The sequence below is a fragment of the Ammoniphilus resinae genome (assembly GCF_017873965.1).
GTDB lineage: Bacteria > Bacillota > Bacilli > Aneurinibacillales > RAOX-1 > Ammoniphilus_A > Ammoniphilus_A resinae.
This window is the reverse complement of the sequence record NZ_JAGGKT010000013.1, coordinates 17,211-44,176: the sequence shown is the minus strand read 5'-3', so window position 1 is coordinate 44,176 and position 26,966 is coordinate 17,211. Positions and strand designations below refer to the sequence as shown.

Genomic DNA, 26,966 nt, shown 5'->3' with positions numbered 1-26,966 from the left:
CGTTTTGTGATATAAAATAGATAAGAATTTTTGTGAAAGGGATGGTTTACGTGGATCAATTTCATATTATTGGGGCTAAACAGTTTGACCGTGCAAATTTAGAAGAGCTTTTTGAACTGACAGAAGAGATGGAAAAGGTGGAAGCGAGCGGTGGATCTGACCGTTATAAAACGAAAGTCATGACCACTTTATTTTTTGAGCCGAGTACTAGGACACGTTTATCCTTTGAGTCTGCTATGTGCCGCTTAGGTGGAAAGGTAATCGGGACGGAGAATGCGGCGCAATTTTCTTCTGCAATAAAAGGGGAAACCCTTGAAGATACGATTCGTATTGTGTCTGGCTACAGCGATGTGATTGTGATGCGTCATACAGAGATCGGTGCTGCAGAACGGGCAGCGGCTGTGGCGACTGTGCCAATTATCAATGCAGGGGACGGAGCGGGGGAACATCCGACCCAAGCACTGCTTGACATTTATACCATTCAAAAGGAACTCGGCCAAGTAGATGATCTGAAAATTGCGATGATCGGAGATTTGACCTACGGTCGAACCGTTCATTCATTGTCCTATTTGCTTTCTCGGTTTAATGGGATTAAGATCTATTACACAGCGCCAGAGAATGTCCTAATCCCTCCTTATGTGAAAAAATTCTTGGAAGTAAATCATGTAGAATATGTGGAGACCAATGATCTCGAAGAAGTCGCAGCCAAAGTGGATGTTCTATATCAAACGAGAATCCAGAAGGAAAGGTTTCCATCGCTTGATGAATATGAGAAGGCCAAAGGAAAATATATCATCAACAATTCCATACTTAAGCTCATGAAAAAAGATGCGATTATTATGCATCCGCTGCCGCGGGCTGGTGAAATTGCAACCGAAGTAGATACTGATCCAAGGGCTGCTTACTTCCGACAAGCGCAGAACGGACTCTATGTACGGATGGCATTGATTCATAAGTGTTTTGAAAAACAAGGCTTCGTGAAGAAAACCATAAAAATTTAAGAAAAGCTTCTATTGAAGCCCTTTCGAAGATACAGTACAGACGATCCTTTTAGATCGTCTGTTTTTTTCTTCTCCAATTGGGAAACCGTATTAGAAGAAATAACTTTTTACATCGGAGGTATGCCCATGTTAATCCATCCTTCTAATTTTCAACCCAATCCACAAATTAGGCAAACTGTGGAACAAAACCTAGGAATGGAGCCTTACAATGAATATTTTCATCGAACAGGTCCACTTGTCGATATTTATGAAACGATTGAAGAAGTGATTGTGTCATGTGAAATTCCCGGATTGGAGAAACAGGATGATATTAATATTCATTTAAATGGACGATCTTTAACAATAACTGGGATTATTCAACGCGCTTCGGAAGATACGAGGGACAATCGTTACCATCGGACAGAACGGTTTTTTGGAAATTTTTATCGAGAGGTTCAGCTTCCTGAGAAAGTAGATGAGGAGAAGGCAACGGCCAGTTATAAAAACGGGGTTCTAGAAATTCGTATGAAAAAGCAAAAATTAACACAAGGTAAACAGGTAAAGATTGATTTTCATTAAGGAGGAATACGAAAATGCCTTTCGGAGCAGCAGAGACTCTTGCCGTACATGAGATTTTAAGCGAAAAGATTTGTATGCTTGATCATTTCTCATTTTATATGACACAATCCCAGGACCCTGCCTTGCGGCAAATGATTCAGCGTCATATGCAAACCGCGATTCAATCGTATAATCAGCTTGTAGCCTATACCCATGATTATCAACAAGCACCATCTCAAAGAATGGGGAATACTCCTGTTTCACCACAAGATATTCAATATGGCTTACGGAATCCATCACCTGAATCGCCTTCTATGCCAACGATGAGATTTTCTGATAAGCAAATTGCCGGTGCAATGCTCAGCAATCATAAAAATTCCGCAAAAAACCAAATGTCAGCGGCCACTGAATGTGCGGATCCTAATGTTAGGCAGATGCTGATCAATGGGTCTGTCACGTGTTGTAACCAAGGGTATGAAATATTCCTCTACATGAATCAGCAGGGCTGGTATCAAGTTCCAACCTTACAGGACCATACAGCCAAAACAATGTTGCACCACTACCAACCAGCGAATCAAGGTTATCCAAGTAACATGTCTACAGCCATGATGCAGCAGTCAAGGTCAGGGCAAATGCCGTACACAGGCAACCCTATGATGATGTAATGATGGTGGCTGACATGGAGGGAAAATCGGCATATGCAGGAAGGAGAAAAGTTTTTTGTTTACCAATAACAGATTTAAACAAGGACACCGAGATGGTTTTAGACAAGGACTTTGGACAGCATTCCTGATATCCTCTCCTTTTATATTTTTAGGTATCAAATGGATGGCAGAAAACTCTGATCCTGTTGCAAAACAATGGAGTTCTTTAAAGAAATCCGACCTCTATACGCGGCTTTTTGATAAAAATGCTCAAGATGAAAAAAATATGAATAGAAAACTGGATCGTTTTCGGGCGGGTGAAGGTAGTTTTGGTGACTACGATGTAGAAATGGATGCAGAAAGTCAAGAAATGATTGAATTAATTAAGAAGGTTACAAAAGAATAAAATTAAGGCTGCCTCTAAAAGAGTGTTGGGGGCAGCTTTTTTGCCTGCAGTTGAAGATTAAAAAATAAAAAATAGCAAAACCTAAAGTTAAATACACCATGAAATGGGGATAAGCTATGATCTATCTTGAACCTCAATTTCGCAATGAACATGGGGAGATCCTCAATGTGATTGATATGAAAGGAAAGGCAGTTGGTTATTTGTCCTACATGTATAAAGAGGGTGGAGATATTTACATTTTAGGACAACTCGATGAGGAAGGTGAAAAGCAGAATTTCTTGGATATAACTACCCATTACATTAATGGCTTAAAGCAATCAGTTGCGGGGGATTCAAGCCATGAACCATATGTATATATTAATATGGGTGGAGAGACCTTGAAATTTGATGGTGAGCAGGATCAAGAGGAATCGGATTCAGATAGTAAAGAGGAATCGTAATGTTGAGTTTAACTTACTTTGAATCAACTTAAACGTTCCTAGCAGTAAAAAATATGTCGATTGGTAATATTTTTTGTTATACAATTCTACTAAGTTATGTTATTGTTAATGTACAACTAACAAAATAGTTGGTTGAGAGTATCTTTGACTTCTTCTTCGAGGAAGTCATTTTTTTTTGCACATATTCTTTTTTTTGTAGGTAAAATTATAAGGGATTACTTTAAATATGTCCTGTGTAGCTTAGGTATAAGCGAGAAGCAGAGAGGAGGTAATTCCATTGCAATTTGAGAAACAGGTAAAACGAGGGGTCCCTTCAGTTGTTTATGATTTAACAAAATGGGATTATAAAATCGGAAATAGTGGAACAAATGCTTTGGATATAACCGTGATGAAAAACGGGGAGGAATTAGTGGATGTTTCCTTCTCCGATGAAGCCATGGATGTGTACCGAAAAAGGGACTTTACTGAGTTAGAAGAACACGAATTTCAACTATTTCTTGATGATCTGTTATGGGAAGATGAGTTTGCTCCCTTTGCCCACTTAGGGAATATAGAAGTGGAATATTCCCGGGCAGATGAACTAGCACGGATGATTGATGAGAAATACCGGGATGATATGCTCTATATTCGTTATAATGAAGGACAGGAGTTTATGGGGTATTTAGAGGAAGTCTCCATTAAAACGATAAATGGTGCTGAAACTCTAACCTGCTATTTTAGTCCGGTTGACGATGCTTCAGAGTTGATTAGAACAGATATTCTTCTAAGTGCCGGAATTAAGGCTATTGCTACTGCGAATTCTGTGAAAGCTGAAGGAAACGGAGAAATGCTGGAAATCACTCGTCATGTGGAGCATGAGCATTTGCAATAAAATAAAGACCTTAATTTGTAAAGCAGGGCTTCTTTAACGACATTGAGTGGTGAGAAGCTCTCTTTTTATTCCCTCAAACTCTCCTCTGGGTAAACACCTACGCCCTCCCTTTTTCATATGATGTAAAACACAAGGGAAAGATAATTTGATCGTAAGGGGTAGGTAGTATGATAGGTAAAATCACCAATTATTACTCTGGAGGCAACACTGCAAAAGGATTCTTTAGTCTATTTGATTCGGCGCTTAAGGGATTAGATCGTTTGTATATCCTGAAAGGTGGTCCTGGAACGGGGAAATCATTTTTGATGAAAGCAATCGCAAAGGAGATGGTTAACCGCGGATACGATATTCAATTGATTCATTGTGCATCAGATAATCAATCGATCGACGGGGTCATCATCAATAGCCTGAAATTTGGGATTGTCGACGGAACAGCACCACATGTGCTTGAGCCTAACCTTCCAGGGATTGTGGAAGAATATGTGAACTTAGGGGTGGCCTGGGACTCGGCAAAACTTATAGAACGGAAGAAAGAGATTAAAGAATTAAATGAAGAAGTCAGCCGTGCTTTTCAAAAAGCGTATGCTTCATTCGCTGAAGCACTTAAGATCCATGATGAATGGGAAAGAATCTACATTCAAAATATGGATTTTGTCGCAGCAAATAATACAACAGAGGATATGATCCAGACAATTTTTCAAGACCAAAAGTTAAATAAGAGTCCGGACGTACGCCATCGTTTTCTTGGTGCTGCAACCCCGGAAGGTCCAAAAGACTTCATTAATAATTTAACTGAAGATATTTCCAAACGATATTTCATAAAAGGAAGGCCAGGGTCTGGTAAATCAACGATGTTGAAAAAAATAGCGTCTAAGGCGGAAAAATTGGGATTTGATGTAGAGATTTATCACTGCGGATTCGACCCAAACAGCCTTGATATGGTAATTGTTCGTGAATTGAGCGTGGCTATTTTTGATAGCACAGCACCCCATGAATATGATCCAGTACGTGAAACAGATGAAATTATTGACATGTATGAAAAAGCAATTAAGCCGGGAACTGATGAAAAATATGCAAATGAATTAAAAGAAATTTCCTCCCGTTACAGAAAAAATATGAACGCGGGAACGGGGTATTTGGCTGAGGCGAAAAGTCTGCACGACCAACTGGAAAGCTACTATAAGAGTGCTATGGATTTTTCAAAAGTGGATCAAATTAGAAATGAAATTTTAACTGAAATCGACAGGGTTGCTCAATTTACTGCGGCAGAATAATTCATAAAAAGGAAGGGAGGGGTCTCTTCCTTTTTTTCTGTCGGAAAATCGTATAGCGCAATTGACGGAATACGACAAGAATCTCATATATGTTGTTTGAATCATAAGAATATTTGTTTATTATCGTCGAAAGAAGAGGAACGATTTCTGTTGGAATGAGTAGCGGTCTTTTATAAAATAGAGATACAGAAAGGAAATCTGGCGATTACAAAAAAAACATGACGAATATAGGGACAAGCCTCACAAACCAAACGACAGAGGTGTTGAAGAATGGAGAACGGAATTTTTTTAGTCGGGAAAAGAATGGGCGGACATCATATGATTGTGACCAAAACAACGCTGTCAAGTGAATTACTAGATAGTATGAACCGAAAGGGATGGATTTTATCTCAAGTGAGCCAACAGCAGGCCAACTTTCACTACGATTTTGTGAAGCAGCTGACTAAACATCAAAAAATTGTTGGCTGGTAAATACCCCTATACCAAATGGCAAGGGGTATTTTTCTGCTTATTTTTTTGGCGGAAAAACAATAGAAGGAACCTCTGTCCAGGTCACTTTCCCCGGTACGCCAATATTTCCTGTTTCCGGTTGTTGTTCAAGCAATTTAATCACAATATTAAACCTTTTGGACGGATCTCCGATTTCAATGTCGCTAAAGGTAATAATTTTGGACTCTTTAGCCTTAATTTCAAACCTTTGCCCAAGTTCTTTAATGTTAGGCGCCTCTGTAGGAGTTTGCGTGTTTTCTTTTAAGACCAAGGCATTCACATAATCGGAAATATCGTGATCTGTTCCATTATACAACGTAATATTGAGATTGAATGGACCCCAGACCCGTCCTAGCGAGTCCATCTTTTCAGAAGTTAATTTAACATCCTGGATGACAACAGGATGTAGCTGTTCACTGTTTTCGGATGTTGGGCCTTGCATCTTTGCCAGTTGTTCTTTTTGCTGGTTTAAGGACTCTTCCATATCAGTGACTTTTTGATTTAAGAGGGTCCGTTCTTCTTCCATTTGTTTTTGGTGGTTTTCAAGATCATTCACTTTGTTTTGCAGACGGATAAAATCCGTATCCATTACCTTCTCTTGTCCGCATCCGACAAGCAATGTGCTAACCACAAGGAAGGTTAAAAAGCCTAACCATATTTTTCTCATAGTTTCTCCCTCAGTTCGTTTAATCACAAATATGAGTATACCATCCATAGGCTTTTTTTTCACACCGACTTTTTTAACTTTTTTTCCGCATAGGACTGCGTTAGAATGGATATTAATGGATTGTCGCAATTGCATGGAGGAAAAGATGAAAGATTGGTTATTGTATCAATTGATGAGATGTATGCCAACCCATTCCCTTTCGCGTTTGGTGGGGAAACTGGCACGTCATTCAGTCAGTAAGGCGTTTATCCCTATATTTGCAAAAAAATATAAGATTTCATTGACAGAATCGGAAAAAGAATTGAATGAATTTAAATCGCTGACAGACTTTTTTACCCGTCGGTTAAAATCGGAGGTTCGCCCTATTTCCGCTGACCCGGGTTCTGTTGTAAGTCCTGCCGACGGGATGATTGCTGCTTTCGGAACGATTTCTGAGGGGTTGCTTGTTCAAGCTAAAGGGGTCTACTTTTCAGTTTGGGATTTGCTTGGCATTTCAAAAGAAGAGGCTGCTTCTTTTAACGGAGGGAAGTTTATTACCGTTTATCTGAGCCCCAAGGATTATCATCGCGTACATTCTCCAATTAAGGGGTATATTACAAAATGCAGTTATATCCCGGGGACGTTGTTTCCTGTTAACGCCTTTGGTGTTCGCGCAGTCAAGGGGCTCTTCGCCAAAAATGAACGGCTCATTTCTTATATTGACTCTGAACAAATGGGAATGGTTGCTGTTGTTAAGGTTGGCGCAACGATTGTTGGGAGTGTGCGTGTTGCCTATCATCTGGGAGCGACCACGAATGTGAAGGCCGGAGTGGTTCATCATGAATCTTTACCGGTAGGAAAGCCAATTAATCTAGGTGAAGAAATCGGGTATTTTGAATTTGGTTCAACGGTTATTTTAGTATTTGAACAGGGGCAGATTGATTGGATCGATGAATTAACCCCGGGTCAACCAGTTAAAATGGGTGAAAAAATAGCGATCGGGAAGCGATAAGGACTGAAAAGCTGTAATATTATTCCTTTTTCACTTTTTTTCTTCGGCTTGCCCTTTATTTTAAAATCAATATGATGTATATTCATAATGTATATATTTATTTAGGGGGAACATTTTTTGAGTACGATTGAGGTTGGTAACATTATTGAAGGTACCGTTGTTGGTGTACAGTCTTTTGGTGCGTTTGTCAGCATCGGTGAGAATAAGCAAGGGCTTGTTCACATTTCCCAAATATCCTCGCAGTATGTCGAAGATATTAATCAGGTCCTTAAGGTTAATGACCAAGTTCGTGTGAAAGTAACAGAAATCAAGCCGGATGGGAAGATCTCTTTAACCATGCGGATTGATGAAGAACCCAAACAGAACAACCGGCCTCCGAGAAAGCGTGACGACCGTGGGTTTCATGCAGGACCTCGCGGCGGCAGCAGAGAAGGTGCTATGCCTAACAGGCACAAAGAAGACTTTGAGTCCATGATGAAAAAATGGGCGAAAAATAGTGAAGATAGAATGAGTGATCTAGGAAAAAGAGAAAAAAGGAAATAGTTCCGGGGATAAGGGTCCTGCCTAACAGGGCCTTTTTGTATGGGCTGGGAATTGGCGGGAAATTTCTTGTTATTATAAGGGTTCCTGCCTCTCTTGGTTCTATGATCTTATCCCACATCATATATTGCAATCAAACGCATTACCATCATATAGATGGAGGGTGTAGTGATTAGCATGAGGTTTCTAAATAGGATGAAAGGTACCATTGACACGGCAACACGGAAATCCCACGACGTCCTGGAGATCAATAAGGTGAATAGTCAGATTAAGAAAAAGGAATTGCAAGTTGAACGCCTGTACCAGGAGTTGGGTGAAAAGGTATTTAAAGATCCGTTATTGGAAAACCTAGAGACTCAAAACTTTATTGAATTTCAAGTGAAAAATATTCAATTTGCGTTGAACGAATTACAGGTGATGAAAAGTAAAGTATTGTATCTTAAGAATCACGTTCAATGTGACTCCTGTGAAAAGATTGTGTCGATCGATACGAAGTTTTGTCCTGATTGTGGAAGAAATATAGGGGATTTGCTGAAAAGCGTCACGAAGATGCTTGCGCTTGCAGAGCACAACAAAAACGAGACATAAGAAACAGGCAAAACCACTGAGGGCTCATTCGGTGGTTTTTTTCTATCCACGATAAAATCCAAAACACCCATTTGGGAGCATTTCTCTATCCATTCACACTTTTCCTTCTTGCAATATTGAAAAAAAACGGCTACATTTTAGAAACAAAGGGGGATGTCCATTGAGTCAAACACAGGCAAAACAATACAGTGATGAAGATATAAGAGTTCTGAAGGGTCTAACCGCTGTACGCGTAAGGCCTGGAATGTATATAGGATCTACCGGGATGAAAGGGCTTCACCATTTGGTGTGGGAAATTATCGATAACTCAAAGGATGAAGTGCTTGCTGGGTATTGTAATGAAATACAAGTGATCATCCATAAAGATAACAGTGTAACTGTTTCGGATAATGGTCGTGGGATTCCTACAGGGATGAACCGCGACGAGGGAATTCCGACCCCGACAGTAGTGTTTACGGTGCTCCATGCCGGGGGGAAGTTTGGTGGTGGAGAAGGCTATAAAAAGTCTGGGGGACTCCACGGTGTAGGGGCAAGTGTCGTGAATGCCCTATCGGAATGGCTGGAAGTTGAGATTCATCGTGACGGCAAAGTGTTCAAACAGCGCTTTGAATATATTGATGGCGGTTCAAGTAATGGCGAGGAAATGAAGGTCGGACATCCTGTCACAGGTTTAGTGGAGATAGGAAAGAGCAAAAAGACAGGGACGATCGTCAGTTTTAAACCAGATTCACGCATTTTTAGTGAAACCCATTTTGATTATGAAACACTAAAAGAGCGACTTCGTGACAATGCCTATTTATTAAAGGGAGTTACCTTTCAGTTAAGGGATGAAAGAAGGACACCTATCGTAGAAGAAACTTTTTGTTTTGATGAAGGTATCAAGACGTTTATTGAATATTTGAATGATGGAAAACAGGCTCTCCATGACGTGGTTTATATTGAGGGGGAGCGCGATGGAATCGATATCGAGTTTGCCTTTCAATATAATGATTCGGTAACGGAGAACTTGCTGTCTTATGTGAATACAATCCCTACAATTGACGAGGGGACACATGTATCCGGTTTACGGAATGCCCTTACCAAAGCCTATAACGATTACGCTAGGAAAAACAATTTTCTTAAGAAAAACGATAAAAATCTTTCCGGAAATGATTATCGCGAGGGATTTTTGGCCGTTTTAAGTATTCGTATGGATGATCCGCAGTTCGAAAGCCAAACCAAGGACAAGTTGGGAAGTGAAGAAGCGCGATCAGCCGTTGAAGGGTTTATCGGAGAAAAAGTTGGCTTTTTTTTGGAGGAAAATCCCGAAACCGCCAAGCTGTTAATTGAGAAAGCAATTGAATCGCGTAGAATTAAGGACGAAATTAAAAAAGCGGCAGAAGCCCTGCGTAATCCCGGAAAAAAGAAGAAAAAGGGGAAGAAAAGCATCAGCGACAAATTTACTCCTCCAGCCAAACGGGATCCCGAGCGAAATGAATTGTTTATTGTTGAGGGAGACAGTGCAGGGGGCTCAGCAATTAACGGAAGGGATCGAAACTTTCAAGCTGTCCTAAGCTTGCGCGGTAAACCGATAAATGTGGAGAAGAAAAAAATATACGAAGTGATCGGTCCCAATGGGAATGAAGAAATTAATACGATTGTTGAGGTGCTGGAAACAGGGATTAGTGATGATTTCAATGCTGATCTGTGTGCCTTCGGAAAGATTATTATCATGACGGATGCCGATTATGATGGGGCACATATTCAAATTTTGCTGCTAACCCTCTTCTATCGATATTTCCCCGAACTTGTAAAAAAGGGGAAAGTCTATATCGCCCAGCCGCCTTTGTATAAGGTTTATAAACAGGAAAAGAAGAAGCAGGAAGCCTATTATTGCTGGTCTGAGGAAGAAAAGCTGCAAGCCCAGAAAAAATTGGGACGAGCTGCCGAAATTCAGCGGTATAAGGGACTTGGTGAGATGAATGCGGAACAGCTTTGGGATACAACGATGAACCCAGAGACTCGTAAGCTAATCCAGGTGGATGTAGCAGATGCCGCCGAAGCAGAGCGGATCGTGTCTATTCTGATGGGGGATAAGGTTCCACCTCGCCGCGATTGGATTGAAAAAAATGTGAAGTTTGTTGTTGAGGAGGAGTAATGTGAGTCTGTTTGACCAGCAGTATATGCAAATGAGTGTCAGGGATGTCTATCGCTCCCGATTTAGTGATTATGCTAGGTATATCATTCTTTCTCGTGCTATTCCTGACGTTCGGGACGGGTTAAAGCCCGTTCAACGGCGGGTTTTGTACTCAATGTATAAGGAAAAAAATACATCTGACCGTCCCTACCGAAAATCAGCAAAAACGGTTGGGGATGTCATGGGGAATTACCATCCTCACGGTGATTCCTCGATTTACGAAACAATGGTTAACTTGGTTCAGCCCCATAAAATGAGAGAACCACTCATTGATGGCCACGGGCATTGGGGAACTGTGGATGGGGACTCAGCTGCTGCCATGAGGTATACCGAAGCCCGATTAATGGAAATTTCCACCGAAATGGTCCGTGACATTGAAAAGGATACCGTTGATTTTATACCCAATTACGATAACACGACAAAAGAACCCACTGTTCTTCCTGCCCGCTTTCCCAATCTCTTAGTTAATGGGGTAACGGGAATCTCCATTGGGTTTGCGACCGAAATTCCTACCCATAATCTCCGTGAAGTCATTGATGGGACAATTGCTATTTTAAATCGGCCGGATATTTCCCTGGATGAGCTAATGACATATATTCCAGGTCCCGATCTTCCCTTAGGTGCGATCATTCAAGGGAAAGCAGAAATCAAAAAGGCATACCGTACAGGGTCTGGGCGCATTGTCATTCGTTCCAAGACCCATCTGGAAAAGGGAAAGCAGGGTCGACAGCTGATCGTTGTTGATGAAATTCCTTATTCCGTAAAGAAAAAAGCATTGGTCCAGCAAATTGACGAAGAAATAATTGAAAAAAATGTTGATGGTTTACTTGAAGTACGAGATGAAACAGATCGCGAAGGGTTGCGCATCGTCTTAGAAATTCGCAAAGATGCCGATGTTGATGGAATATTGAATTACCTATACAAAAAGACCGACCTGCAAATCCCATACAGTTTCAACATGCTTGTGATTTCAGATACCCATCCTCGGCAAATGGGACTAAAAGAAATACTCGAATCCTATATTGCGCACCAGAAAGAGGTCGTAACTCGTCGAACAAGGCATGATCATGATAAAGCCGAGAAGCGCCTACATATCGTAGAAGGGATTATGAAAGCGATCTCGATTCTTCGCGAGGTCATTGACACGATTATGGATTCTCAAGGACGGGAAGATGCAAGGGAAAATCTAATTCGAAAATACCAGTTTACTTACGAACAAGCAGAGGCCATTCTTGATATTCGACTTCATCAGCTGACAAAACTCGACATTAAAAAATATGAAAAAGAATTCTCTGAGTTAGAGAAAAAGTTAAAGGAGTATGCGGGGATTCTGTCTAGTGAAAAGAAATTAAACCTCGTCATTGAAAAAGAGCTGAAGGAAATTCGCGATAAGTACGGCTCGGAACGGAGAACGGTGATTGAGGACGAAATTGAGACCATTGAGGTCGATATATCTGTTACCGTTCCTGCTGAGGAAGTGCTGGTTACATTATCGGATGAAATGTACATTAAGCGTGTATCTACACGATCTTTTACCAGTTCCGGGGGGACTCTGGAAACCGCCGGGATGAAAGAGGGGGATCGAATCCGTGACTTTATTCGAATCAATACGATCCACTCCCTCTTGCTTTTTACGAATGACGGTATGTACTTCCAGCTCCCAGTACATGAAATCCCTGATGTCCGATGGAAGGACATTGGAACAGCCTTAGTCAACATTGTTTCTTTAGGGAAAGAACAAAAAATCATCTGCGTTATACCCGTCGAAAACTTTAGCAAGGATGTTTTTATACATTTTGTGACCGCACAGGGAATGGTGAAGAAGACAGCACTAGTAGATTATTCAACCAACCAACGGAAGCGGGGAATTACAGCCGTTAAACTAAAAAAGGGAGATTCACTGGTTTCCGTTTTTCTGGCGACAGACGCCGATCAGTTATTGCTAATCACCAAGGAGGCGATGTGCATCCACTTTGCGCTTAAAGAAGTGGGGGGCATGGGTCGAAATACAGCAGGTGTGAAGGCCATACGTTTAGCAGATGATGATGAAGTCGTAGCATCCGTCGTGACACATGAAGAGGATGAACGAGTGTTAGGAGTTGTGACAAAGGAAGGTATCGGAAAACGGATATATATTTCTGATTTTATGCTTCAGGCCAGAGGTGGGAAAGGGCTTCTCGTTTTGAAACGAAGAAAAACGAACCCACACGAAATACTCTTTGCAGCCATTGATGATGCTTTTCCACAAGCTTTAGGATTGACATCGGCAGCACGGGAAGTTGGGCTTGATTTGTCTCCATTGGAGATTACCGAACAGGGGGGGATTGGCCGTAGTATTGTTGACCTTGAGAAGGGTGAAACAATTGAAAAGGTCTTGATGGTCCCCACTGTCAGCTTGACTGAGGAAGAAAATGGGGAAATGTAATTTATTTCCTAGGCAAGCGCAGGATTCGAGGACGTACCGCAAAAGATGTGTAATTGTGTCGTCGAGGGACAAAAAAGTGGAAGGATACTCTTGGGGGTATCCTTCTTTTTTAAGGATAATTTTAGGTGAACCTATTCAAAAAAATGGTAAAATGAAAATATAAATAGGATTGGGGTTATTTAAATGGGAGAAGTAATGATTAGGCCTGCTAGGAAAACTGATATTGATCATCTATTAGATATGATAGTCCAGTATATCGTTGATTTTTATAACAGACCTAAGCCAGATGAACGATTATTGATGGAATTGGTAAATCAACTCTTAGAGAACCCTGCAAGTGGTATACAGTTTGTCGCAGAAGAAGATGGGAAATTATTAGGTTTTGCAACTCTTTACTTCTCCTTTAGCACTCTGCAGGTCAAAAGAATGGCAATCTTGAACGATTTATTTGTGTTACCGGATGCAAGGGGACGAAAGCTGGGTGAAAAGCTATTTCAAACCTGTTTATCATACATAAGGGAAAACGATTTTGCCTATATGACATGGGAAACAGCAAAAGATAACAAAGTCGCACGAGCATTATATAACAAAATGGGCGGGCAGTTATCAGAGTGGCTGGTTTATGAAATGAGTTAAGGAATCTGAGCCGAGAAGTTAGAAAAAAGCATCGAATCGCGATTAAGTGATTGAAGGGAGGAAAAGGATGAAAATTGGTGTTGTTTCAGATACCCATATCCCAGGGCGGGCTAAACATCTTCCAATGGCTTTAATTCAAGGGTTGCAGGGAGTTGATTTGATCCTTCACGCAGGTGACTGGGTTGATCTTAGTGTAGTTGAGGCGTTGGAGAAAATTGCTCCGGTGGAAGGGGTAGTTGGAAATAATGACGGTGAGGCGATTCGTAAGCGATTTAGCAAGAAAAAGATCTTGTCCCTGGGGAAGTTCCGCATCGGGATTACACACGGTGACGGTACGAGAAAAACGACGGAATTTCGCGCATGGGAAACATTTAGTAAGGATAAAGTGGACGTGATCATTTTTGGCCATTCGCATATCCCCTTACAGCGGACACACCAAGGAATCCTCATCTTCAATCCGGGATCACCCACAGATAAGCGAAGACAACCGAGGTACTCCTATGGTATTCTGGAATTAGGGAGTGCTGTAAAGGCTGAGCACTTTTTCTTTGATGATAGAGCATAAGATAGAAAGAGATATTATAACGGAGAGGAACATCACGAGATGGACAATCAAATGAATACAAGTGGACAGTCAAAAGCGGGACTGTGGTATGCGTTAGCGGCCTATGTGTCATGGGGACTCCTTCCGATTTATTGGAAACTTCTGGAGCATATCCCATCCGGGCAAATATTAGCTCATCGTATTGCCTGGTCTTTTGTTTTTGTTGCCATTCTACTTTTTCTTCGCGGCAGATGGGGGTTGGTCAAGGAGGTTTTATCTGACCGGAAATCCCGGTATGCTGTGATTTTATGTGGCTTTACGATTAGCATTAACTGGTTTTTGTTTATCTGGGCAGTGAACCATAATCACATTGTGGAGGCTAGCCTGGGGTATTATATTAATCCGTTGATTAGTATTGCGGTAGGCGTCGTTATATTGAAGGAACGGCTGCATTTTTGGCAGACGGTTTCGTTGGTTCTAGCAGCTATTGGAGTACTTTTTATGACGGTTCAGCTAGGTAAAATTCCTTGGATAGCATTAACCCTTGCTGTCTCTTTTGCTTTCTACAGTCTGGCGAAAAAATTGGTAAAGTTTGATGCGATGACTGGCTTGGCTTTGGAAACACTCGTTGTTGTCCCAGTTGCCCTCATCTATCTATTTTTTGTCCACAGTCAAGGGAATGGCGCCTTTGGCGGCTCATGGACAGCCTCTTTATTGCTAATGGTTTCGGGTGTTGTCACCGCTTATCCGTTACTGTGGTTTGCCCAAGCGGCAAAACGGGTTCCTTTATCGACCATCGGCTTTATTCAATACCTCTCACCAACGGTTACACTGCTATTGGGTGTTTTCTTATATCACGAACCTTTTACCAAAAGCCATTTGATGAGCTATAGCTTTATATGGATCGCCCTTGTACTTTACTCGCTCTCGTTTACGAAATGGTTTCACCAAAAGCCTGAGGTTATGCAGAAGAGGGAGTCGGTATAGAGGAAAAAGTTTCCGTTATTCAATCTTTTACAACCAATTTCAGGGGAGTAGCGGAAAATTTTTCCGTTATACTAATTTGAAAGCGCTAACAATGGAATGCACAGACATGATAACGGAAAAAGATTCCGTTATCATCACTGTTTTCATTCGATTCCCAATTATAGCGGAAAAACATTCCGCTAATCCTGATCCTTTTTCTCCAGTGCCGCCTTTAAAAGATCACCCAGGTTATTGGTAGCTTCCTCGTTCCCTGAATATTTCTTAAGAAGAGATTTTTCCTCGCGTTTACCCACTTTCTTTTGCCCTTTCCCTCCATCAAGCAATTCTACAACATTACAAGATTTACACTGGGCAAACTTTCCAGCCTTGCCTTCCCGTAATTCCATTTTCTTATGGCACTGTGGACAGCGTTTGTTAATCAACTGGTTCTCGGCAGCTCGGCGATAATGGCACTCGTGGTTGGAGCAGACGAGCATTTTTCCGCGTTTTCCTTTTCGTTCGAGCAAGAACTCACCGCATTCCGGGCATTTGGAGCCGGTTAAGTTATGCGGTTTATAGTTGGTCTCACTTGTTTTAATTTCTCTAACCAATTGTCCAGCCTGGTTACGAATCTCCGCCAAGAATTGCTGTGGGTTCCCTTTCCCCCGGGCAATCCGCTCCAATTCTTGCTCCCAGTCGGTGGTTAACTCAGGTGAGCGCAGATCGGAGGCGACGAGCTCTAACAATTGCATCCCTTTCTGAGTCGGGTGCAGTCGATTCCCTCGGCGCTCAATTGTATCGGTTTGCAACAATTTTTCGATGATATCGGCGCGTGTGGCAGGGGTTCCCAAATTATGTTTCTCCATCCCGCCTAATAGTTCTGCTTCATTGTATGGGTGAGGCGGTTCTGTTAATTTCCGCTGCATATCTACCTTTTTTAGAGGAACTTGATCTCCTTTATTAAAGGTTGGGAGGCTTTGTTTTTCTTCATCATCCGAATCAGGTGCCTCTTTTCCATAGACTGCCTTCCACCCAGGGTCTACCACCGTCGTTCCAGCAGCATGGAATGCCTCCCCACCCAGATCAATCGTCATTTTGACGGATTCGTATCGATAGGGCGGATAGAATAGAGCGATAAACCGGCGTGCGATGAGGTCATAGAGTTTTCTTTCATCGTTATCCAATTGTGCAAGACGCAAAGGTTCTTCGGTTGGGATAATGGCGTGGTGATCAGTAACTTTTTCATCATCTATGACACGCTTTGAAACAGGCAGTGGCTTTTTCTGCAATAATGGACGAACAAAGTCTGCATATGGACCAACCGCGATACTTCGTAAACGCACTGGAAGCGTTGCTGTCATATCGCTTGTAAGGTAACGTGAATCAGTACGAGGGTAGGTCACAATTTTGTGCCTTTCGTACAACCGTTGCAGGACATTGGATGTCTGCTTGGCAGAGAAGCCATATCTGCGGTTTGCATCCCGTTGTAATTCAGTTAAATCATAGGCTAAAGGATGTGCCTCTGATTTTTGCTTGCTGCTTATTTCTGTAATATGGCCAGTCTTGCCTTGTACAAGATTACGAAGGAGGTTTGCAGTCTCTTCATCGAAAATCCGTTGATCTTGTTTTTCGCGGGAACGCCAAATCGCCTGGAAAGATCCAAAATCGGCCTGAATCGTCCAATATGGAACGGGGATAAATGATCGAATCTCTTTTTCCCGTTCTACCAACATCGCAAGGGTAGGGGTCTGTACTCTTCCAGCAGCAAGCTGTGCTTGGTATTTGGTTGTGAGTGCACGTGTGACATTGAGTCCAATCAACCAGTCTGCTTCTGCACGGCAAACCGCAGATTGATAAAGATTGTCATAATTCATCCCGGGTTTTAGCTGAGAGAATCCTTCTCTAATTGCTTTATCTGTTTGCGAGGAGATCCATAATCGTTGGAAAGGTTTTTTCCAATGAATCATTTCCATAATCCAGCGTGCAACAAGCTCCCCTTCACGCCCTGCATCCGTGGCGATCACTAGATTTTGTAAATCTTTACGTTTGGCTAACTGGGAGATCGCGCGAAATTGATGGGAGGTTTCCTTCATCACTTTCAACTTCATAGTGGTGGGCAGAATGGGCAAATCCTCAATTCTCCAGGTTTTATATTGAGGGTTATAATCCTCAGGTTCAGCAAGTGTCACCAAATGTCCCAAAGCCCATGTCACCACATGGTTGGGACCTTCCATAAAATGCTTATGATTTTCTCGACATCCTAAAACACGAGCAATTTCCTTCGCCACACTCGGTTTTTCGGCTAACACTAATGATTTCATTGCGTAACTCCTTTTTCTCCTATTTCAACTATGTTCTATCTTACCGAATGTGAGCATGAAAACCAACCGTTTACCCCGTTACTTTCTCGATTTCCTCCCGCAGAAGAACGTCATCTTCCTTCGGCTCAGAAAGTCGGATTTCTAACCAATTCCCGATTTTAATCACCCCTAGCATTAGTAACAGAGTGAAAAAGACCAGTCCATAATAACCTGCCCCGATACAAATTCCCATTCCTCCTGCAAACAGGATCATGGCGGCAGAAGTCAATCCAGAGACTTTTCTTCCTTCTTTTAGAATTAATCCTGCTCCAATAAAACCAAGTGCAGGAGGGATTTGTGCTGCGAGCCGAGCAGGGTCCATCATAGTCACGCCGAATTTGGCATAGGAATGAAAGAGATCTACGGATACAATGGTTAGAAGAGTAGAGGCCACGGTGACGAAAGAATATGTTTTAATCCCCGCAGGTTTGTTTTTCGCCGTTCGGTCCCAGCCGATACAAAATCCGACAAAGACGCCTAATAGAATACGCAAGTACACTTCTATATTGATGGAAGTGATAAAGTCTGGGATAATGTTGTTTATCAATTAGAGTTACTCCTTTCAAAATTTTTTCACCTGTAAAAAATTATAAAAATCGGCTGTTCGCCGACAACTAGTTCAAGCTCCTTTAAACTATTGTATGGCCTTGAAACGACAAATATGATTTTAGAGGGAAGTAAAATGATATATCCACAAGCTTTTATTGACTACCTTGTTCACTTTCATGGGGATCGTGATTTTTTTGAGTGTCATGAGATTCTCGAAGATTATTGGAAAGACCATAAGATGAAAGAAGAAATTTGGGTGGCTCTCATTCAACTTGCTGTTGGGCTATACCATCAGAGACGTGGAAATCATGCGGGAGCAATCAAAATGCTAAAAAGTTCCCTGCAAAAAATGGAGCAAAAGAAAATTACACAGCTTGGCCTTAATTATGAAAAAATGACAGACTTGATTAAACGTCGAATGGCCGAGATTGCTCAAGGCTGTGTATACACCGATATTGATCTCCCAATTGAAGACCAACAGCTCCATGTCCAGTGTTTAGAGACATGCAAGAAGAAAAATCTCACATGGGGTTCAACGTCGATGGACAATAGAGACCTTGTTGATCGCCATAAGTTGCGGGATCGGTCCGATGTGATCAAGCAACGGGAAGAAAGGTTGCTGCAAAAACTAAACCATAGAAATCAAGACTCGTATACCCGGTTACAAGAATAGCCATACTTTTACCGAGGTGTTGTTAAATGATGGTCTATGGAATAGGATCGGTGGTTATGCTGCTTGTTAGCATCTTATTATTTAACAGGCGGGAATATAGTAAAACACCACAGTTTTTAAATTGTACTCGGCCTTGCCAAAGGCAATTATTTCGTGCTTTATGGAGAGCGGGCTATTATCCAGAAGTTGGTTACAAGGTCGGAAAGTATCAAGTTGATATTGCTTTTCCTTATCGGAAGGTTGCCATTGAATGTACTTGGAATCACGAAGATTATACAGACATTCAGTACTACCGCAGTGAAAGAAAAAGGCGTGTGCTACAGGAGCAAGGGTGGAAAGTGGTGTTCTTCACCCCGAGAGAAATACTCCGCAATCCTAAAGGTTGTGTTACACAAATTGAACAGTCCTTTTTTGTCAGAGAGGCAAGTTATAGTCCCAAAAAGCTGAAATGACAGTGCTGTCCTTCAATCGGGTGGCGTACAAATGAATGAGGACGGATAAGGCGGTGAAAAAGTAATGTTTTATCCTAAAGAGGCCATCCAACAAATTATGGCGGGGGGAATGGAAACCTCCGCTGCCCTTGAACTAGCTGGCAGAGTTGAGGAATTGTGGAAGAAACGGATGCGAAAAGTTTGGGTTGGATTCGCTGTAGGGCTCGTTTTTTTATTAGCTATCATTATTTACTTTACTTTTTATTTCATCCAATCTGCAGATGCGAAGAAGGAACAATCAATCCTTGCAAGTGTTACAGCCATTTCAAAATTGGCAACCGTACAACAGAATTTTTCGGACGTTATTCATTGGAAAGAAAATAAAAGTCTAGTTTTTTTGGAATTGGAAAAATCAATTTTGGCGTCTGCAGCTGCTTCAGTTTTAGCTGGCATAGATTTGGAGAAAAGCAAAAGCAGTGTGGAAAGAGATGGGAAAAAAGTAATCATAACTTTGCCCCATGCAGAAATTTTCTCAGTGGACAGCGTCGTTCAATTTGCCGATGAAAAAGATATGATTTTTCAACGGATATCGCTGGATGATCGCAATCAAATGATCGAACAGGCAAAAGACGGATTCAGACAGAAGGCACTTGAAGCAGGCATTCTAGAGCAAGCAGAAGAGAAAGCCAAAGCCCAGATTAATGATTATCTTGAATCGATCGGATATACGGCAGATATAAGCTTCAAAGAAATAGATTAATAGATTTGCTGAGGGGAGAAAAATGGATGAAACAGCTTAATTCCACGGCCACCTTTTTAGCGGGTGTTCAGTGGCTTTTTTTTATGTTTGCCAATACGGTTGTGATCCCGCTGTCCATTGGGGCTGCGTTTGGTTTATCTGGTGAGGAAATTTCGGCCGCGATGCAGCGTTCCTTTATTTACACAGGGATTGCTTGTGTCGGACAAGCGTTAATCGGGCATCGGTATGCCTTGGTAGAAGGACAATCTGGATTATGGTGGGGTGTGATCCTCAGTTTATGTGCCTCAGCTTCTACGACCGGAATTAGTCTTTCTCAAGTTGGTGGGGCGCTGGCTACTGGAATTATCATTTCCGGGATCTTGATTACCGTTTTAGGTTTGATCGGAATGGGGGGATTTTTGAATCGGATTTTCACCCCGATCGTCATGGGCTCATTCTTGTTGCTGCTTGCCTGTCAATTAATTCAGATCTTCTTTCGCGGGATGGTTGGTTTGGAGCAGGGCGATACAATCAACGTTCCCGTGGCAGGTCTGTCTCTCTTTATTGTCGTGTTCGTGAGCTGGCTGAATATTAAAGGAAAAGGGTTACTTAGTAATTTCTCCATTTTAATTGGAATCATCGTTGGCTGGGTGGCCTACACGCTGTTAATTTCTGAACCAGTATTAGAAGTAGCGCCCTCTGCGGATCTGCTAACCTTTTTCCCTTGGGGAAGTCCTAATTTCACGGTAGGTATTGTGTTAACAGCTGTGATCTCCGGGATGCTAAATACGACGAATACGATCGCATCGATAAAAGGAGCGGAAATGCTTTATCAAGAAAAAGCCGGAGAACAGGCTTACCGCAGATCCTTTGCGATCACGGGAGCAAGTTCTGTTGTTTCTGGAATCTTCGGCCTTGTTCCTTATGCACCATACACATCTTCCATTGGTTTTTTGCAGTCTACAGGGATTCTGCAACGCTCCCCTTTTATTGTTGGGGCAGTTTTGTTCTCTCTTCTCGGATTTATTCCGGCTCTAAGTTCATTTTTTTCTACCCTTCCCATTAGTGTGGGGGATGCTGTTTTATTTGTCGCCTATCTGCAGCTATTTGGTTCTGCTTTACGCAATCTTGAAGGGATCCAGTTTAATTCAAAAACGATTTATCGGATTGCAGCACCGGTGCTTCTAGGCGTGGCAATTATGAATTTGCCATCAACCGTCTTTGAATCCTTGCCGATGCTCATCCGACCATTAATCAGCAGCGGTTTGTTGGTGGGGATTATTCTTTCAATTTTACTGGAAAACCTGGTGAACTGGAGTTCTTTCGAGACAAAAGCATTGCAAAGGAAAAGTGGGTAGTAGGATACCCACTTTCGTTGTATGATTAAAGTAAGTTTTTACGGATGATCATATGAAGGAGGACACATTGATGAGATCTGCTTCTATTAATGATAGGGTAGAAGGATTGAAAGAACAGGTGATTGCCTGGAGGCGCTATCTTCATCAACATCCCGAACTTTCCTTTCAAGAAGAAGCGACTTCGCAGTTCATTTATGATACTCTTCAAGGCTTTGCTGGGTTGGAAGTTTCACGTCCCACCAAGACAAGTGTGATGGCTAGATTAATCGGGAAGGAACCGGGGATTGTTCTAGCCATACGTGCGGATATGGATGCTCTTCCTATTCAAGAGGAAAATACATTTGAATTTACCTCAACAAATCCCGGTGTGATGCACGCCTGTGGGCATGACGGGCACACGGCCATGCTGCTTGGAACAGCAAAAGCGCTTTCTGAAATGAAAGATCAGATCAAAGGGGAAATTCGGTTCTTGTTTCAACACGCAGAAGAGGTGTTCCCAGGTGGTGCCGAAGAAATGGTTCAGGCCGGGGTGATGGAAGGTGTCGATTATGTGATTGGGACACATCTATGGGCACCAATGAAGCTCGGGACAATCGGTGTATGCTATGGGCCGATGATGGCTGCACCAGACACTTTTTGGATTACTATTCTAGGTAAGGGCGGTCATGCTGCACTCCCGCATCAAACCATTGACAGTATTGCCATTGGCGCGCAGGTGGTCACTAATCTTCAGCATATTGTTTCGCGGAATACAGATCCGATTGACCAGCTGGTCTTATCTGTTACCCAGTTTGCAGGAGGAACCGCACATAATGTGATACCAGGATCTGTTGCTATCTGTGGTACGGTTCGTAGTTTTGATCAAAAGCTTCGGGAGAGCGTTCCAAATTTGATGGAGCGGGTAATTAAGGGGATTACCGAGGCACATGGTGCAGGTTATGAATTTAAATATGAATTCGGATACCGTCCAGTGATTAATGACCATGCGGTCACAGCTGTTGTTGAGGAAACTGTGCGGGAAGTTTTTGGTGAAAAGGCGTTGGACCTGATGCAACCCAATATGGGTGGCGAAGACTTTTCTGCATTCCAACAAAAAGCACCTGGATCCTTCTTCTTTATTGGTGCTGGAAATGAGGGAAAAGGAATTATCTATCCCCATCATCACCCGAAGTTTACCATAGATGAAGAAGCTTTGGAAAAAGGGCTAAAAATGTTTATTCATACAGCGTTAAGGCTGCTGAAATAATGTTGGCTTTTTGGTGCTTTAAAGATAGGAGATCAATAATATCATGAAAAGGCAGTATTTTTATTATTTTTTACTTGTTTGCACTAGTTTGTTATGGGGTGGGAATTTCGTCGCCGGGAAGTTTATGGTCGGTCACACCTCCTCACTGACCTTGACAGATCTGCGTTGGGGGGTTGGGGTTTTATGCTTGCTTCCCATTGTTTGGCTGCAGGAAAAGCGCTTGTTGCCCCCCAAAGCCGCATGGATTCCTTTGATTTTTATGGGGTTAACTGGTGTAGTGTTTTTTAATTTGTTTATGTTTTGGGCATTGGAAAGAACAACCGCGAGCAATACAGGCTTAATCTCAGCTTTAAATCCACTGTCGATCGCAGTGGTTTCCTTTTTTCTGTTAAAAGAGAAAATGAATGGCAGGCAGATCGCTGGGATGTTTGTTTCTTTATTTGGTGTGATCATTGTGATGACACATGGAGAATGGCAAAGGTTATTGCAGCTTCGCTTTAATTTAGGGGATTTGTTTATGTTAGCGGCTGTTTTGACCTGGGGATTTTACGCGGTTGCATCAAAAGCAGCAATGAAATACGTATCACCCTTAAAGTCGACACTATGGGGTGGGATTTTTGGTCTGGTCATTCTGGTCCCATTTGATGCAGCAAGTTTCAATTTAATTGATCCAGACCCCGCATTTTGGATGGCAGTGCTTTATATTGGTGTTCTTGGCACCGTGTTAGGCATGGGATTTTGGAATATCGGGGTGAAGCATGTTGGAGGCACAACCTCTGGCATGTTTCTCAATCTCAATCCGATCTTCGCGGCTATCTTTTCTTTCTTCCTTCTCGGTGAACAGTTTACTTTGCTGCAAGCATTTGGCACCGCAGTCGTGATCGGGGGACTGTTGCTGTTTTCCTATCGCCCGCGGAGGAAAATGCAGACGATTAGTGAAGCGCGGTCCGCTTCATCCCTTTAAATTAGGTTTTTGCATACGGAATTTTTTTTCGCAATCTATATAAAACAAATAAAGCCCGGTGATCACACCGGGCTCTTCCTAATTCGGCAGCCTGTCCATCAGAATGGGCAGCATGCGTGTATCGCTAACCATTTCTCCATCACAAAAGGGGCAAGTTGGTTCGGTTGAGAAGGAAAATTCTTTTCTGGACCACCCAGAGCATGAATCACCAACACATCTCCAAATGTCGGTATTCATTTCTTCAATCGGTTCGGGATCCTTTTTACGATTAAAAAACATGGTTACCCTCCTCGCTCTATTTTCCAATTTTGCATATTATTCCCTTAGTCATCGAAATTATCCGTTTCATAAGTAAGACAGGGAGACCTTATTAATTCTTAGGCCTCCCTTCATTTTAAACTTTAAAACAAAAATCCTAATGAAACGATGACGACGGAAAGGTAAAACAAAATGTCAAACCAAGGTTTATTTCGTTTGTTTAACATGTTAATGACCATGTAGCCAGATCGTGCGATAATGATCACCCAAGCAATTTGAAGAAGTAATGAAGTGAGCACATCAAAACCTCCTTCCTCAGTTGGGGTTGTGTACTGCCACGATTTGCTATCTTTCACAAACCACGCCGTTGTCCTTTAGGGTTTTGCAAGGTAATTGTTTCCTATATTTATGTGTTTCATTGCAAAAATATGAATAAATCCCCCATCCAAATCTAGAGTATGCCTGCAAAATGCTGTATAATGGGAACGTATTTTCTTGAAGTAGAACAGGAGGAATCATGATGGAAACTTTCATTCCGATAGGATCTTTGATAGTAAATATGATTACGCTAGTCTTATTGTTCATCCTGTGGAGCAGGAAGCCAGTTGCTAAAAATCCAGCTTTTGAGGTTCAATTGTTATCCATTGAGAAGGCTATTGACAGACTGGAGCGTAGTATCCGTGAAGAAATCTCGCAGAATAGAGCGGAAGCAGCTATCAGTTTTAAGCAAAATAGGGATGACTTAACGCAATCTTTGCGCACGTTTAATCAAATGGTCTTAACGGGAATGAGTGATCAGTTTACGCAACAAAAAAACTTGTTTGACAGTTTTTCTAAGCAAATTTCCGAATTAACTTTTATGAATGACCAGAAATTTGAACAGATGCGGGGCACCGTGGAAGGAAAGCTTGATACCATTCAAAAAGAAAACAATCTGAAACTTGAACAAATGCGCATGACTGTAGATGAAAAGCTTCACGCTACACTAGAGAAACGGTTAGGAGAGTCGTTCCGCCTGGTAAGCGAACGGTTGGAACAAGTACATAAAGGTTTGGGAGAAATGCAAAACCTGGCCTCCGGGGTGGGGGACCTTAAAAAGGTGCTAACAAATGTAAAGACTAGGGGAACTCTGGGGGAAATTCAGTTGGAAAACCTACTCGAACAAACCTTGACGATCGAACAATATGACAAAAATGTGATTACACGGGACGGAAGTAATGATCGGGTTGAATTTGCTGTGAAACTTCCGGACAAGGATGAAAAGGATAAGTATATATATCTTCCGATTGATTCGAAGTTTCCTTTAGAAGACTACCACAGACTTCTGGAAGCGGAGGAAATCGGTGATTTGAATGCAGTAGGGGACGCTGCAAAACAATTAGAATCCCGAATCAAAAGAGAAGCAAAGAATATCCAATCAAAATATCTTGGTCCGTATACAACTGATTTTGCCATTATGTTTTTGCCAATCGAAGGATTATTTGCGGAGATTTTGCGAAGACCTGGATTATGGGAAACCCTGCAAAGAGAGTACCGAATCATAGTGACAGGGCCAACAACCTTAACAGCTCTGCTTAATTCTTTACATATGGGCTTTAGAACACTGGCAATACAAAAACGTTCGAGCGAGGTTTGGAAGGTGTTAGGAGCAATCAAGACGGAGTTTGGCAACTTCGGAACAATCTTAACCAAGGCCCAGAAAAAACTGCAAGAAGCCAATAACGTCATTGATTCTGCGTTTGTTCGCACGCGTGCGATTGAAAGAAACCTGAAAACTGTAGAAGAATTACCTGTCTCAGAAGCAAAGGGGATTCTCCAACTGGAGGATCTGAACCTGGTATCCAATGAGTAGGCAATTAATTAAACGAGATAGGGGAGAAAAATTCTTCCCTTTTCCAATTTGGTGGTTGCTAAATATTCTAACAGTTGTTATAATTTAATCATCCTCTTATTAACCTCTTATATTCCTCTGTTTTTTATTTTCCGTTTTTTCCGTATCTATCATTCCGGTGTTGTTTTTTTAGTTGTGTGGAGGTGATTTCTCGTTTATTAGATGTTGAACGTCTTTTTGTTTTGCCTAACAATCAAACCTACATACAAGGAGGAATTGTATGCTTAATGAAATTCAATATTTAATTTCTTTGGACAGGCCCCCCTTTGAGAAAGGGAAGATCATTATTTTGAAGAGAAGTAATGGGTATGAAACACACTGGTCTTATGTTTCAGGGGAAGAAGAGTCATTAGAAACCCTGTACAGCGGTCCAGAGCTTGAGAGGGCATGGCTAGCTGCTGAAGCAACAAGACAAGCCAGATGCCGGGATGGATTTCGATTGCAGACTCCCCATATTACCTTCTATTTATCTGCTATACCCAAACCCTTTCTAACCGTTCGTAAGCTTGAGTGCTTTTGTAGCAAACATCATGATGCAAATCTCTTCCAGGAATTAAGAGAATGGAGAAGAACCGCTTCCAATGCAGCCAAGGTCCCACCATATTTTATTGGTACGGATAGGTTGTTATCCATAATTGCTGCGCTTGTCCCACAGAAGGAAGAAGAATTACTGCAAATACCTGGGATCGGTCAGACTAAACTGGATTCCTATGGACAAGAGATTTTAAAGATCACGAACAAGTATCCGCAGATATACTCTTTTCCTTTGGATTGGATTCAACGAAAAGTATCAGAGGAAGAACTCGCAACTTGGCTGCTGGAAGATAAAATAAAGCGTGAGGAAAGGCATCAGGTTAGGATGAAGCAAGAGCTTGAAGAAAAACGACAGATGCTTGAAGCCATCGAAGATCAAATCTCGATTGGAAACATCCTAGATAAGATGTCTTTAACAATGGTCCAGTTTTTGAAACGAATTAGGGAATTATCCAGGGATGGCTATGACGTGCTCCCTTACCTTCAACAAGAAGTGGAACGAATCAAGGAAAAGGATCAGATCGTTGACTTAGTTTCATCGTTGGGGAATGAACGCCTAAAACCAATCTTTGAAAAATTGTATGGAAGTATGGAAGAATTACCAAGGGATGAAAAAGGGGAGAAGTACAACCATATTCGATTGGTTTGCACCTATTTGCAAATACAATCAGCCGCTTAGATATCAAGCTAAATGTTATAAAAATTTAGAAAATTTATTGCAAACGGATACATCATCCTGTATACTTATCGTAAATTTAGAACAACTGT

General features: G+C 41.8%; 29 protein-coding genes. 24 read left to right on the top strand and 5 right to left on the bottom strand.

Annotation, left to right across the window (positions count from 1 at the left end):
- The first annotated feature begins 50 nt into the window (after positions 1–50).
- The 8 genes from pyrB (at position 51) to J2Z37_RS18365 (ending at position 5,644) form a co-directional block, all read left to right on the top strand.
- Positions 51–1,001, top strand: coding sequence for an aspartate carbamoyltransferase (gene pyrB, locus J2Z37_RS18400; protein WP_342453853.1), 951 nt, complete (start codon positions 51–53; stop codon positions 999–1,001).
- A gap of 126 nt (positions 1,002–1,127) precedes the next feature.
- Positions 1,128–1,559, top strand: a complete 432-nt coding sequence (locus tag J2Z37_RS18395) for an Hsp20/alpha crystallin family protein (protein WP_209811765.1) — start codon at positions 1,128–1,130, stop codon at positions 1,557–1,559.
- A gap of 14 nt (positions 1,560–1,573) precedes the next feature.
- On the top strand, positions 1,574–2,203 hold the full coding sequence (locus J2Z37_RS18390; RefSeq protein ID WP_209811764.1) for a spore coat protein: 630 nt from the start codon (positions 1,574–1,576) through the stop codon (positions 2,201–2,203).
- 55 nt (positions 2,204–2,258) lie between these two features.
- Entirely contained in the window at positions 2,259–2,588 is a 330-nt protein-coding gene (locus J2Z37_RS18385) for a hypothetical protein (RefSeq protein ID WP_209811763.1), read from the top strand.
- 116 nt (positions 2,589–2,704) lie between these two features.
- On the top strand, positions 2,705–3,028 hold the full coding sequence (locus J2Z37_RS18380; protein ID WP_209811762.1) for a hypothetical protein: 324 nt from the start codon (positions 2,705–2,707) through the stop codon (positions 3,026–3,028).
- A 277-nt stretch (positions 3,029–3,305) separates the two neighbouring features.
- Complete coding sequence (locus J2Z37_RS18375; protein WP_209811761.1) at positions 3,306–3,899, top strand: hypothetical protein; 594 nt, start codon at positions 3,306–3,308, stop codon at positions 3,897–3,899.
- A 167-nt stretch (positions 3,900–4,066) separates the two neighbouring features.
- Complete coding sequence (locus J2Z37_RS18370) at positions 4,067–5,173, top strand: PRK06851 family protein (RefSeq protein WP_209811760.1); 1,107 nt, start codon at positions 4,067–4,069, stop codon at positions 5,171–5,173.
- Between the two features lie 270 nt (positions 5,174–5,443).
- A complete protein-coding gene (locus J2Z37_RS18365) occupies positions 5,444–5,644 on the top strand; it encodes a hypothetical protein (RefSeq protein ID WP_209811759.1) in 201 nt (66 codons plus the stop codon).
- Between the two features lie 37 nt (positions 5,645–5,681).
- Here the strand turns inward: J2Z37_RS18365 and J2Z37_RS18360 are convergent, their stop codons facing one another.
- Positions 5,682–6,329: a hypothetical protein gene (locus tag J2Z37_RS18360; protein WP_209811758.1), complete on the bottom strand. Its 648-nt coding sequence runs from the start codon at positions 6,327–6,329 to the stop codon at positions 5,682–5,684.
- 145 nt (positions 6,330–6,474) lie between these two features.
- On the opposite strand from J2Z37_RS18360, the gene asd reads away from it, so the two are divergent.
- The 8 genes from asd (at position 6,475) to rarD (ending at position 15,216) form a co-directional block, all read left to right on the top strand.
- On the top strand, positions 6,475–7,320 hold the full coding sequence (gene asd / locus J2Z37_RS18355) for an archaetidylserine decarboxylase (RefSeq protein ID WP_209811757.1): 846 nt from the start codon (positions 6,475–6,477) through the stop codon (positions 7,318–7,320).
- A 117-nt stretch (positions 7,321–7,437) separates the two neighbouring features.
- Entirely contained in the window at positions 7,438–7,863 is a 426-nt protein-coding gene (locus tag J2Z37_RS18350) for a S1 RNA-binding domain-containing protein (RefSeq protein WP_209811756.1), read from the top strand.
- Positions 7,864–8,016: 153 nt separating this feature from the next.
- On the top strand, positions 8,017–8,448 hold the full coding sequence (locus J2Z37_RS18345; RefSeq protein WP_209811755.1) for a zinc ribbon domain-containing protein: 432 nt from the start codon (positions 8,017–8,019) through the stop codon (positions 8,446–8,448).
- A 160-nt stretch (positions 8,449–8,608) separates the two neighbouring features.
- Complete coding sequence (locus J2Z37_RS18340; RefSeq protein WP_209811754.1) at positions 8,609–10,585, top strand: DNA gyrase/topoisomerase IV subunit B; 1,977 nt, start codon at positions 8,609–8,611, stop codon at positions 10,583–10,585.
- Between the two features lies 1 nt (position 10,586).
- On the top strand, positions 10,587–13,049 hold the full coding sequence (parC, locus tag J2Z37_RS18335) for a DNA topoisomerase IV subunit A (RefSeq protein ID WP_209811753.1): 2,463 nt from the start codon (positions 10,587–10,589) through the stop codon (positions 13,047–13,049).
- 183 nt (positions 13,050–13,232) lie between these two features.
- Positions 13,233–13,685 carry a GNAT family N-acetyltransferase gene (locus J2Z37_RS18330; RefSeq protein ID WP_209811752.1) on the top strand — a complete coding sequence of 151 codons (453 nt, stop codon included), beginning with the start codon at positions 13,233–13,235 and terminating at the stop codon, positions 13,683–13,685.
- Between the two features lie 67 nt (positions 13,686–13,752).
- Positions 13,753–14,250 (top strand): metallophosphoesterase family protein, encoded by a 498-nt coding sequence (locus tag J2Z37_RS18325; RefSeq protein ID WP_209811751.1) that lies wholly within the window; start codon positions 13,753–13,755, stop codon positions 14,248–14,250.
- A gap of 39 nt (positions 14,251–14,289) precedes the next feature.
- On the top strand, positions 14,290–15,216 hold the full coding sequence (gene rarD, locus J2Z37_RS18320) for an EamA family transporter RarD (protein WP_245203919.1): 927 nt from the start codon (positions 14,290–14,292) through the stop codon (positions 15,214–15,216).
- Between the two features lie 179 nt (positions 15,217–15,395).
- Here rarD and J2Z37_RS18315 read toward each other — a convergent pair whose 3' ends face one another.
- Both J2Z37_RS18315 and J2Z37_RS18310 read right to left on the bottom strand, forming a co-directional pair.
- On the bottom strand, positions 15,396–17,516 hold the full coding sequence (locus J2Z37_RS18315) for a DNA topoisomerase III (protein WP_209811750.1): 2,121 nt from the start codon (positions 17,514–17,516) through the stop codon (positions 15,396–15,398).
- 70 nt (positions 17,517–17,586) lie between these two features.
- Entirely contained in the window at positions 17,587–18,102 is a 516-nt protein-coding gene (locus J2Z37_RS18310; RefSeq protein ID WP_209811749.1) for an MgtC/SapB family protein, read from the bottom strand.
- 135 nt (positions 18,103–18,237) lie between these two features.
- On the opposite strand from J2Z37_RS18310, the gene J2Z37_RS18305 reads away from it, so the two are divergent.
- The 6 genes from J2Z37_RS18305 (at position 18,238) to J2Z37_RS18280 (ending at position 23,515) form a co-directional block, all read left to right on the top strand.
- Entirely contained in the window at positions 18,238–18,777 is a 540-nt protein-coding gene (locus J2Z37_RS18305; RefSeq protein ID WP_245203918.1) for a DUF309 domain-containing protein, read from the top strand.
- 29 nt (positions 18,778–18,806) lie between these two features.
- A complete protein-coding gene (locus tag J2Z37_RS18300) occupies positions 18,807–19,229 on the top strand; it encodes a DUF559 domain-containing protein (protein ID WP_209811748.1) in 423 nt (140 codons plus the stop codon).
- A 64-nt stretch (positions 19,230–19,293) separates the two neighbouring features.
- Positions 19,294–19,968, top strand: a complete 675-nt coding sequence (locus J2Z37_RS18295; RefSeq protein ID WP_209811747.1) for a DUF4230 domain-containing protein — start codon at positions 19,294–19,296, stop codon at positions 19,966–19,968.
- Between the two features lie 26 nt (positions 19,969–19,994).
- Positions 19,995–21,305, top strand: coding sequence for a uracil/xanthine transporter (locus tag J2Z37_RS18290; protein WP_209811746.1), 1,311 nt, complete (start codon positions 19,995–19,997; stop codon positions 21,303–21,305).
- 70 nt (positions 21,306–21,375) lie between these two features.
- On the top strand, positions 21,376–22,551 hold the full coding sequence (locus J2Z37_RS18285; protein ID WP_209811745.1) for a M20 family metallopeptidase: 1,176 nt from the start codon (positions 21,376–21,378) through the stop codon (positions 22,549–22,551).
- A 43-nt stretch (positions 22,552–22,594) separates the two neighbouring features.
- Positions 22,595–23,515, top strand: coding sequence for a DMT family transporter (locus tag J2Z37_RS18280; RefSeq protein WP_209811744.1), 921 nt, complete (start codon positions 22,595–22,597; stop codon positions 23,513–23,515).
- Positions 23,516–23,593: 78 nt separating this feature from the next.
- Here J2Z37_RS18280 and J2Z37_RS18275 read toward each other — a convergent pair whose 3' ends face one another.
- Positions 23,594–23,794, bottom strand: coding sequence for a cold-inducible protein YdjO-related protein (locus tag J2Z37_RS18275; protein ID WP_209811743.1), 201 nt, complete (start codon positions 23,792–23,794; stop codon positions 23,594–23,596).
- Between the two features lie 122 nt (positions 23,795–23,916).
- A complete protein-coding gene (locus J2Z37_RS18270) occupies positions 23,917–24,072 on the bottom strand; it encodes a hypothetical protein (RefSeq protein ID WP_209811742.1) in 156 nt (51 codons plus the stop codon).
- Between the two features lie 221 nt (positions 24,073–24,293).
- Between J2Z37_RS18270 and J2Z37_RS18265 the strand changes: the two genes are divergently transcribed.
- Both J2Z37_RS18265 and J2Z37_RS18260 read left to right on the top strand, forming a co-directional pair.
- Positions 24,294–25,625 carry a DNA recombination protein RmuC gene (locus tag J2Z37_RS18265; RefSeq protein ID WP_209811741.1) on the top strand — a complete coding sequence of 444 codons (1,332 nt, stop codon included), beginning with the start codon at positions 24,294–24,296 and terminating at the stop codon, positions 25,623–25,625.
- Between the two features lie 259 nt (positions 25,626–25,884).
- Positions 25,885–26,877, top strand: coding sequence for an HRDC domain-containing protein (locus tag J2Z37_RS18260; RefSeq protein ID WP_209811740.1), 993 nt, complete (start codon positions 25,885–25,887; stop codon positions 26,875–26,877).
- Positions 26,878–26,966 lie beyond the last annotated feature (89 nt).

Bases quoted from the DNA above. Each gene is read 5' to 3' on its own strand.
- J2Z37_RS18295 (WP_209811747.1), top strand. From the start codon at position 19,294: ATGTTTTATCCTAAAGAGGCCATCCAACAAATTATGGCGGGGGGAATG.
- J2Z37_RS18285 (WP_209811745.1), top strand. From the start codon at position 21,376: ATGAGATCTGCTTCTATTAATGATAGGGTAGAAGGATTGAAAGAACAG.
- J2Z37_RS18315 (WP_209811750.1), bottom strand. From the start codon at position 17,516: ATGAAATCATTAGTGTTAGCCGAAAAACCGAGTGTGGCGAAGGAAATT.
- J2Z37_RS18360 (WP_209811758.1), bottom strand. From the start codon at position 6,329: ATGAGAAAAATATGGTTAGGCTTTTTAACCTTCCTTGTGGTTAGCACA.
- J2Z37_RS18380 (WP_209811762.1), top strand. From the start codon at position 2,705: ATGATCTATCTTGAACCTCAATTTCGCAATGAACATGGGGAGATCCTC.
- rarD (WP_245203919.1), top strand. From the start codon at position 14,290: ATGGACAATCAAATGAATACAAGTGGACAGTCAAAAGCGGGACTGTGG.
- J2Z37_RS18300 (WP_209811748.1), top strand. From the start codon at position 18,807: ATGGTCTATGGAATAGGATCGGTGGTTATGCTGCTTGTTAGCATCTTA.
- J2Z37_RS18370 (WP_209811760.1), top strand. From the start codon at position 4,067: ATGATAGGTAAAATCACCAATTATTACTCTGGAGGCAACACTGCAAAA.
- J2Z37_RS18390 (WP_209811764.1), top strand. From the start codon at position 1,574: ATGCCTTTCGGAGCAGCAGAGACTCTTGCCGTACATGAGATTTTAAGC.
- J2Z37_RS18275 (WP_209811743.1), bottom strand. From the start codon at position 23,794: ATGTTTTTTAATCGTAAAAAGGATCCCGAACCGATTGAAGAAATGAAT.
- J2Z37_RS18365 (WP_209811759.1), top strand. From the start codon at position 5,444: ATGGAGAACGGAATTTTTTTAGTCGGGAAAAGAATGGGCGGACATCAT.
- J2Z37_RS18395 (WP_209811765.1), top strand. From the start codon at position 1,128: ATGTTAATCCATCCTTCTAATTTTCAACCCAATCCACAAATTAGGCAA.
- J2Z37_RS18260 (WP_209811740.1), top strand. From the start codon at position 25,885: ATGCTTAATGAAATTCAATATTTAATTTCTTTGGACAGGCCCCCCTTT.
- J2Z37_RS18325 (WP_209811751.1), top strand. From the start codon at position 13,753: ATGAAAATTGGTGTTGTTTCAGATACCCATATCCCAGGGCGGGCTAAA.
- J2Z37_RS18305 (WP_245203918.1), top strand. From the start codon at position 18,238: ATGATATATCCACAAGCTTTTATTGACTACCTTGTTCACTTTCATGGG.
- asd (WP_209811757.1), top strand. From the start codon at position 6,475: ATGAAAGATTGGTTATTGTATCAATTGATGAGATGTATGCCAACCCAT.
- J2Z37_RS18345 (WP_209811755.1), top strand. From the start codon at position 8,017: ATGGAGGGTGTAGTGATTAGCATGAGGTTTCTAAATAGGATGAAAGGT.
- J2Z37_RS18265 (WP_209811741.1), top strand. From the start codon at position 24,294: ATGGAAACTTTCATTCCGATAGGATCTTTGATAGTAAATATGATTACG.
- J2Z37_RS18290 (WP_209811746.1), top strand. From the start codon at position 19,995: ATGAAACAGCTTAATTCCACGGCCACCTTTTTAGCGGGTGTTCAGTGG.
- J2Z37_RS18280 (WP_209811744.1), top strand. From the start codon at position 22,595: ATGAAAAGGCAGTATTTTTATTATTTTTTACTTGTTTGCACTAGTTTG.
- J2Z37_RS18330 (WP_209811752.1), top strand. From the start codon at position 13,233: ATGGGAGAAGTAATGATTAGGCCTGCTAGGAAAACTGATATTGATCAT.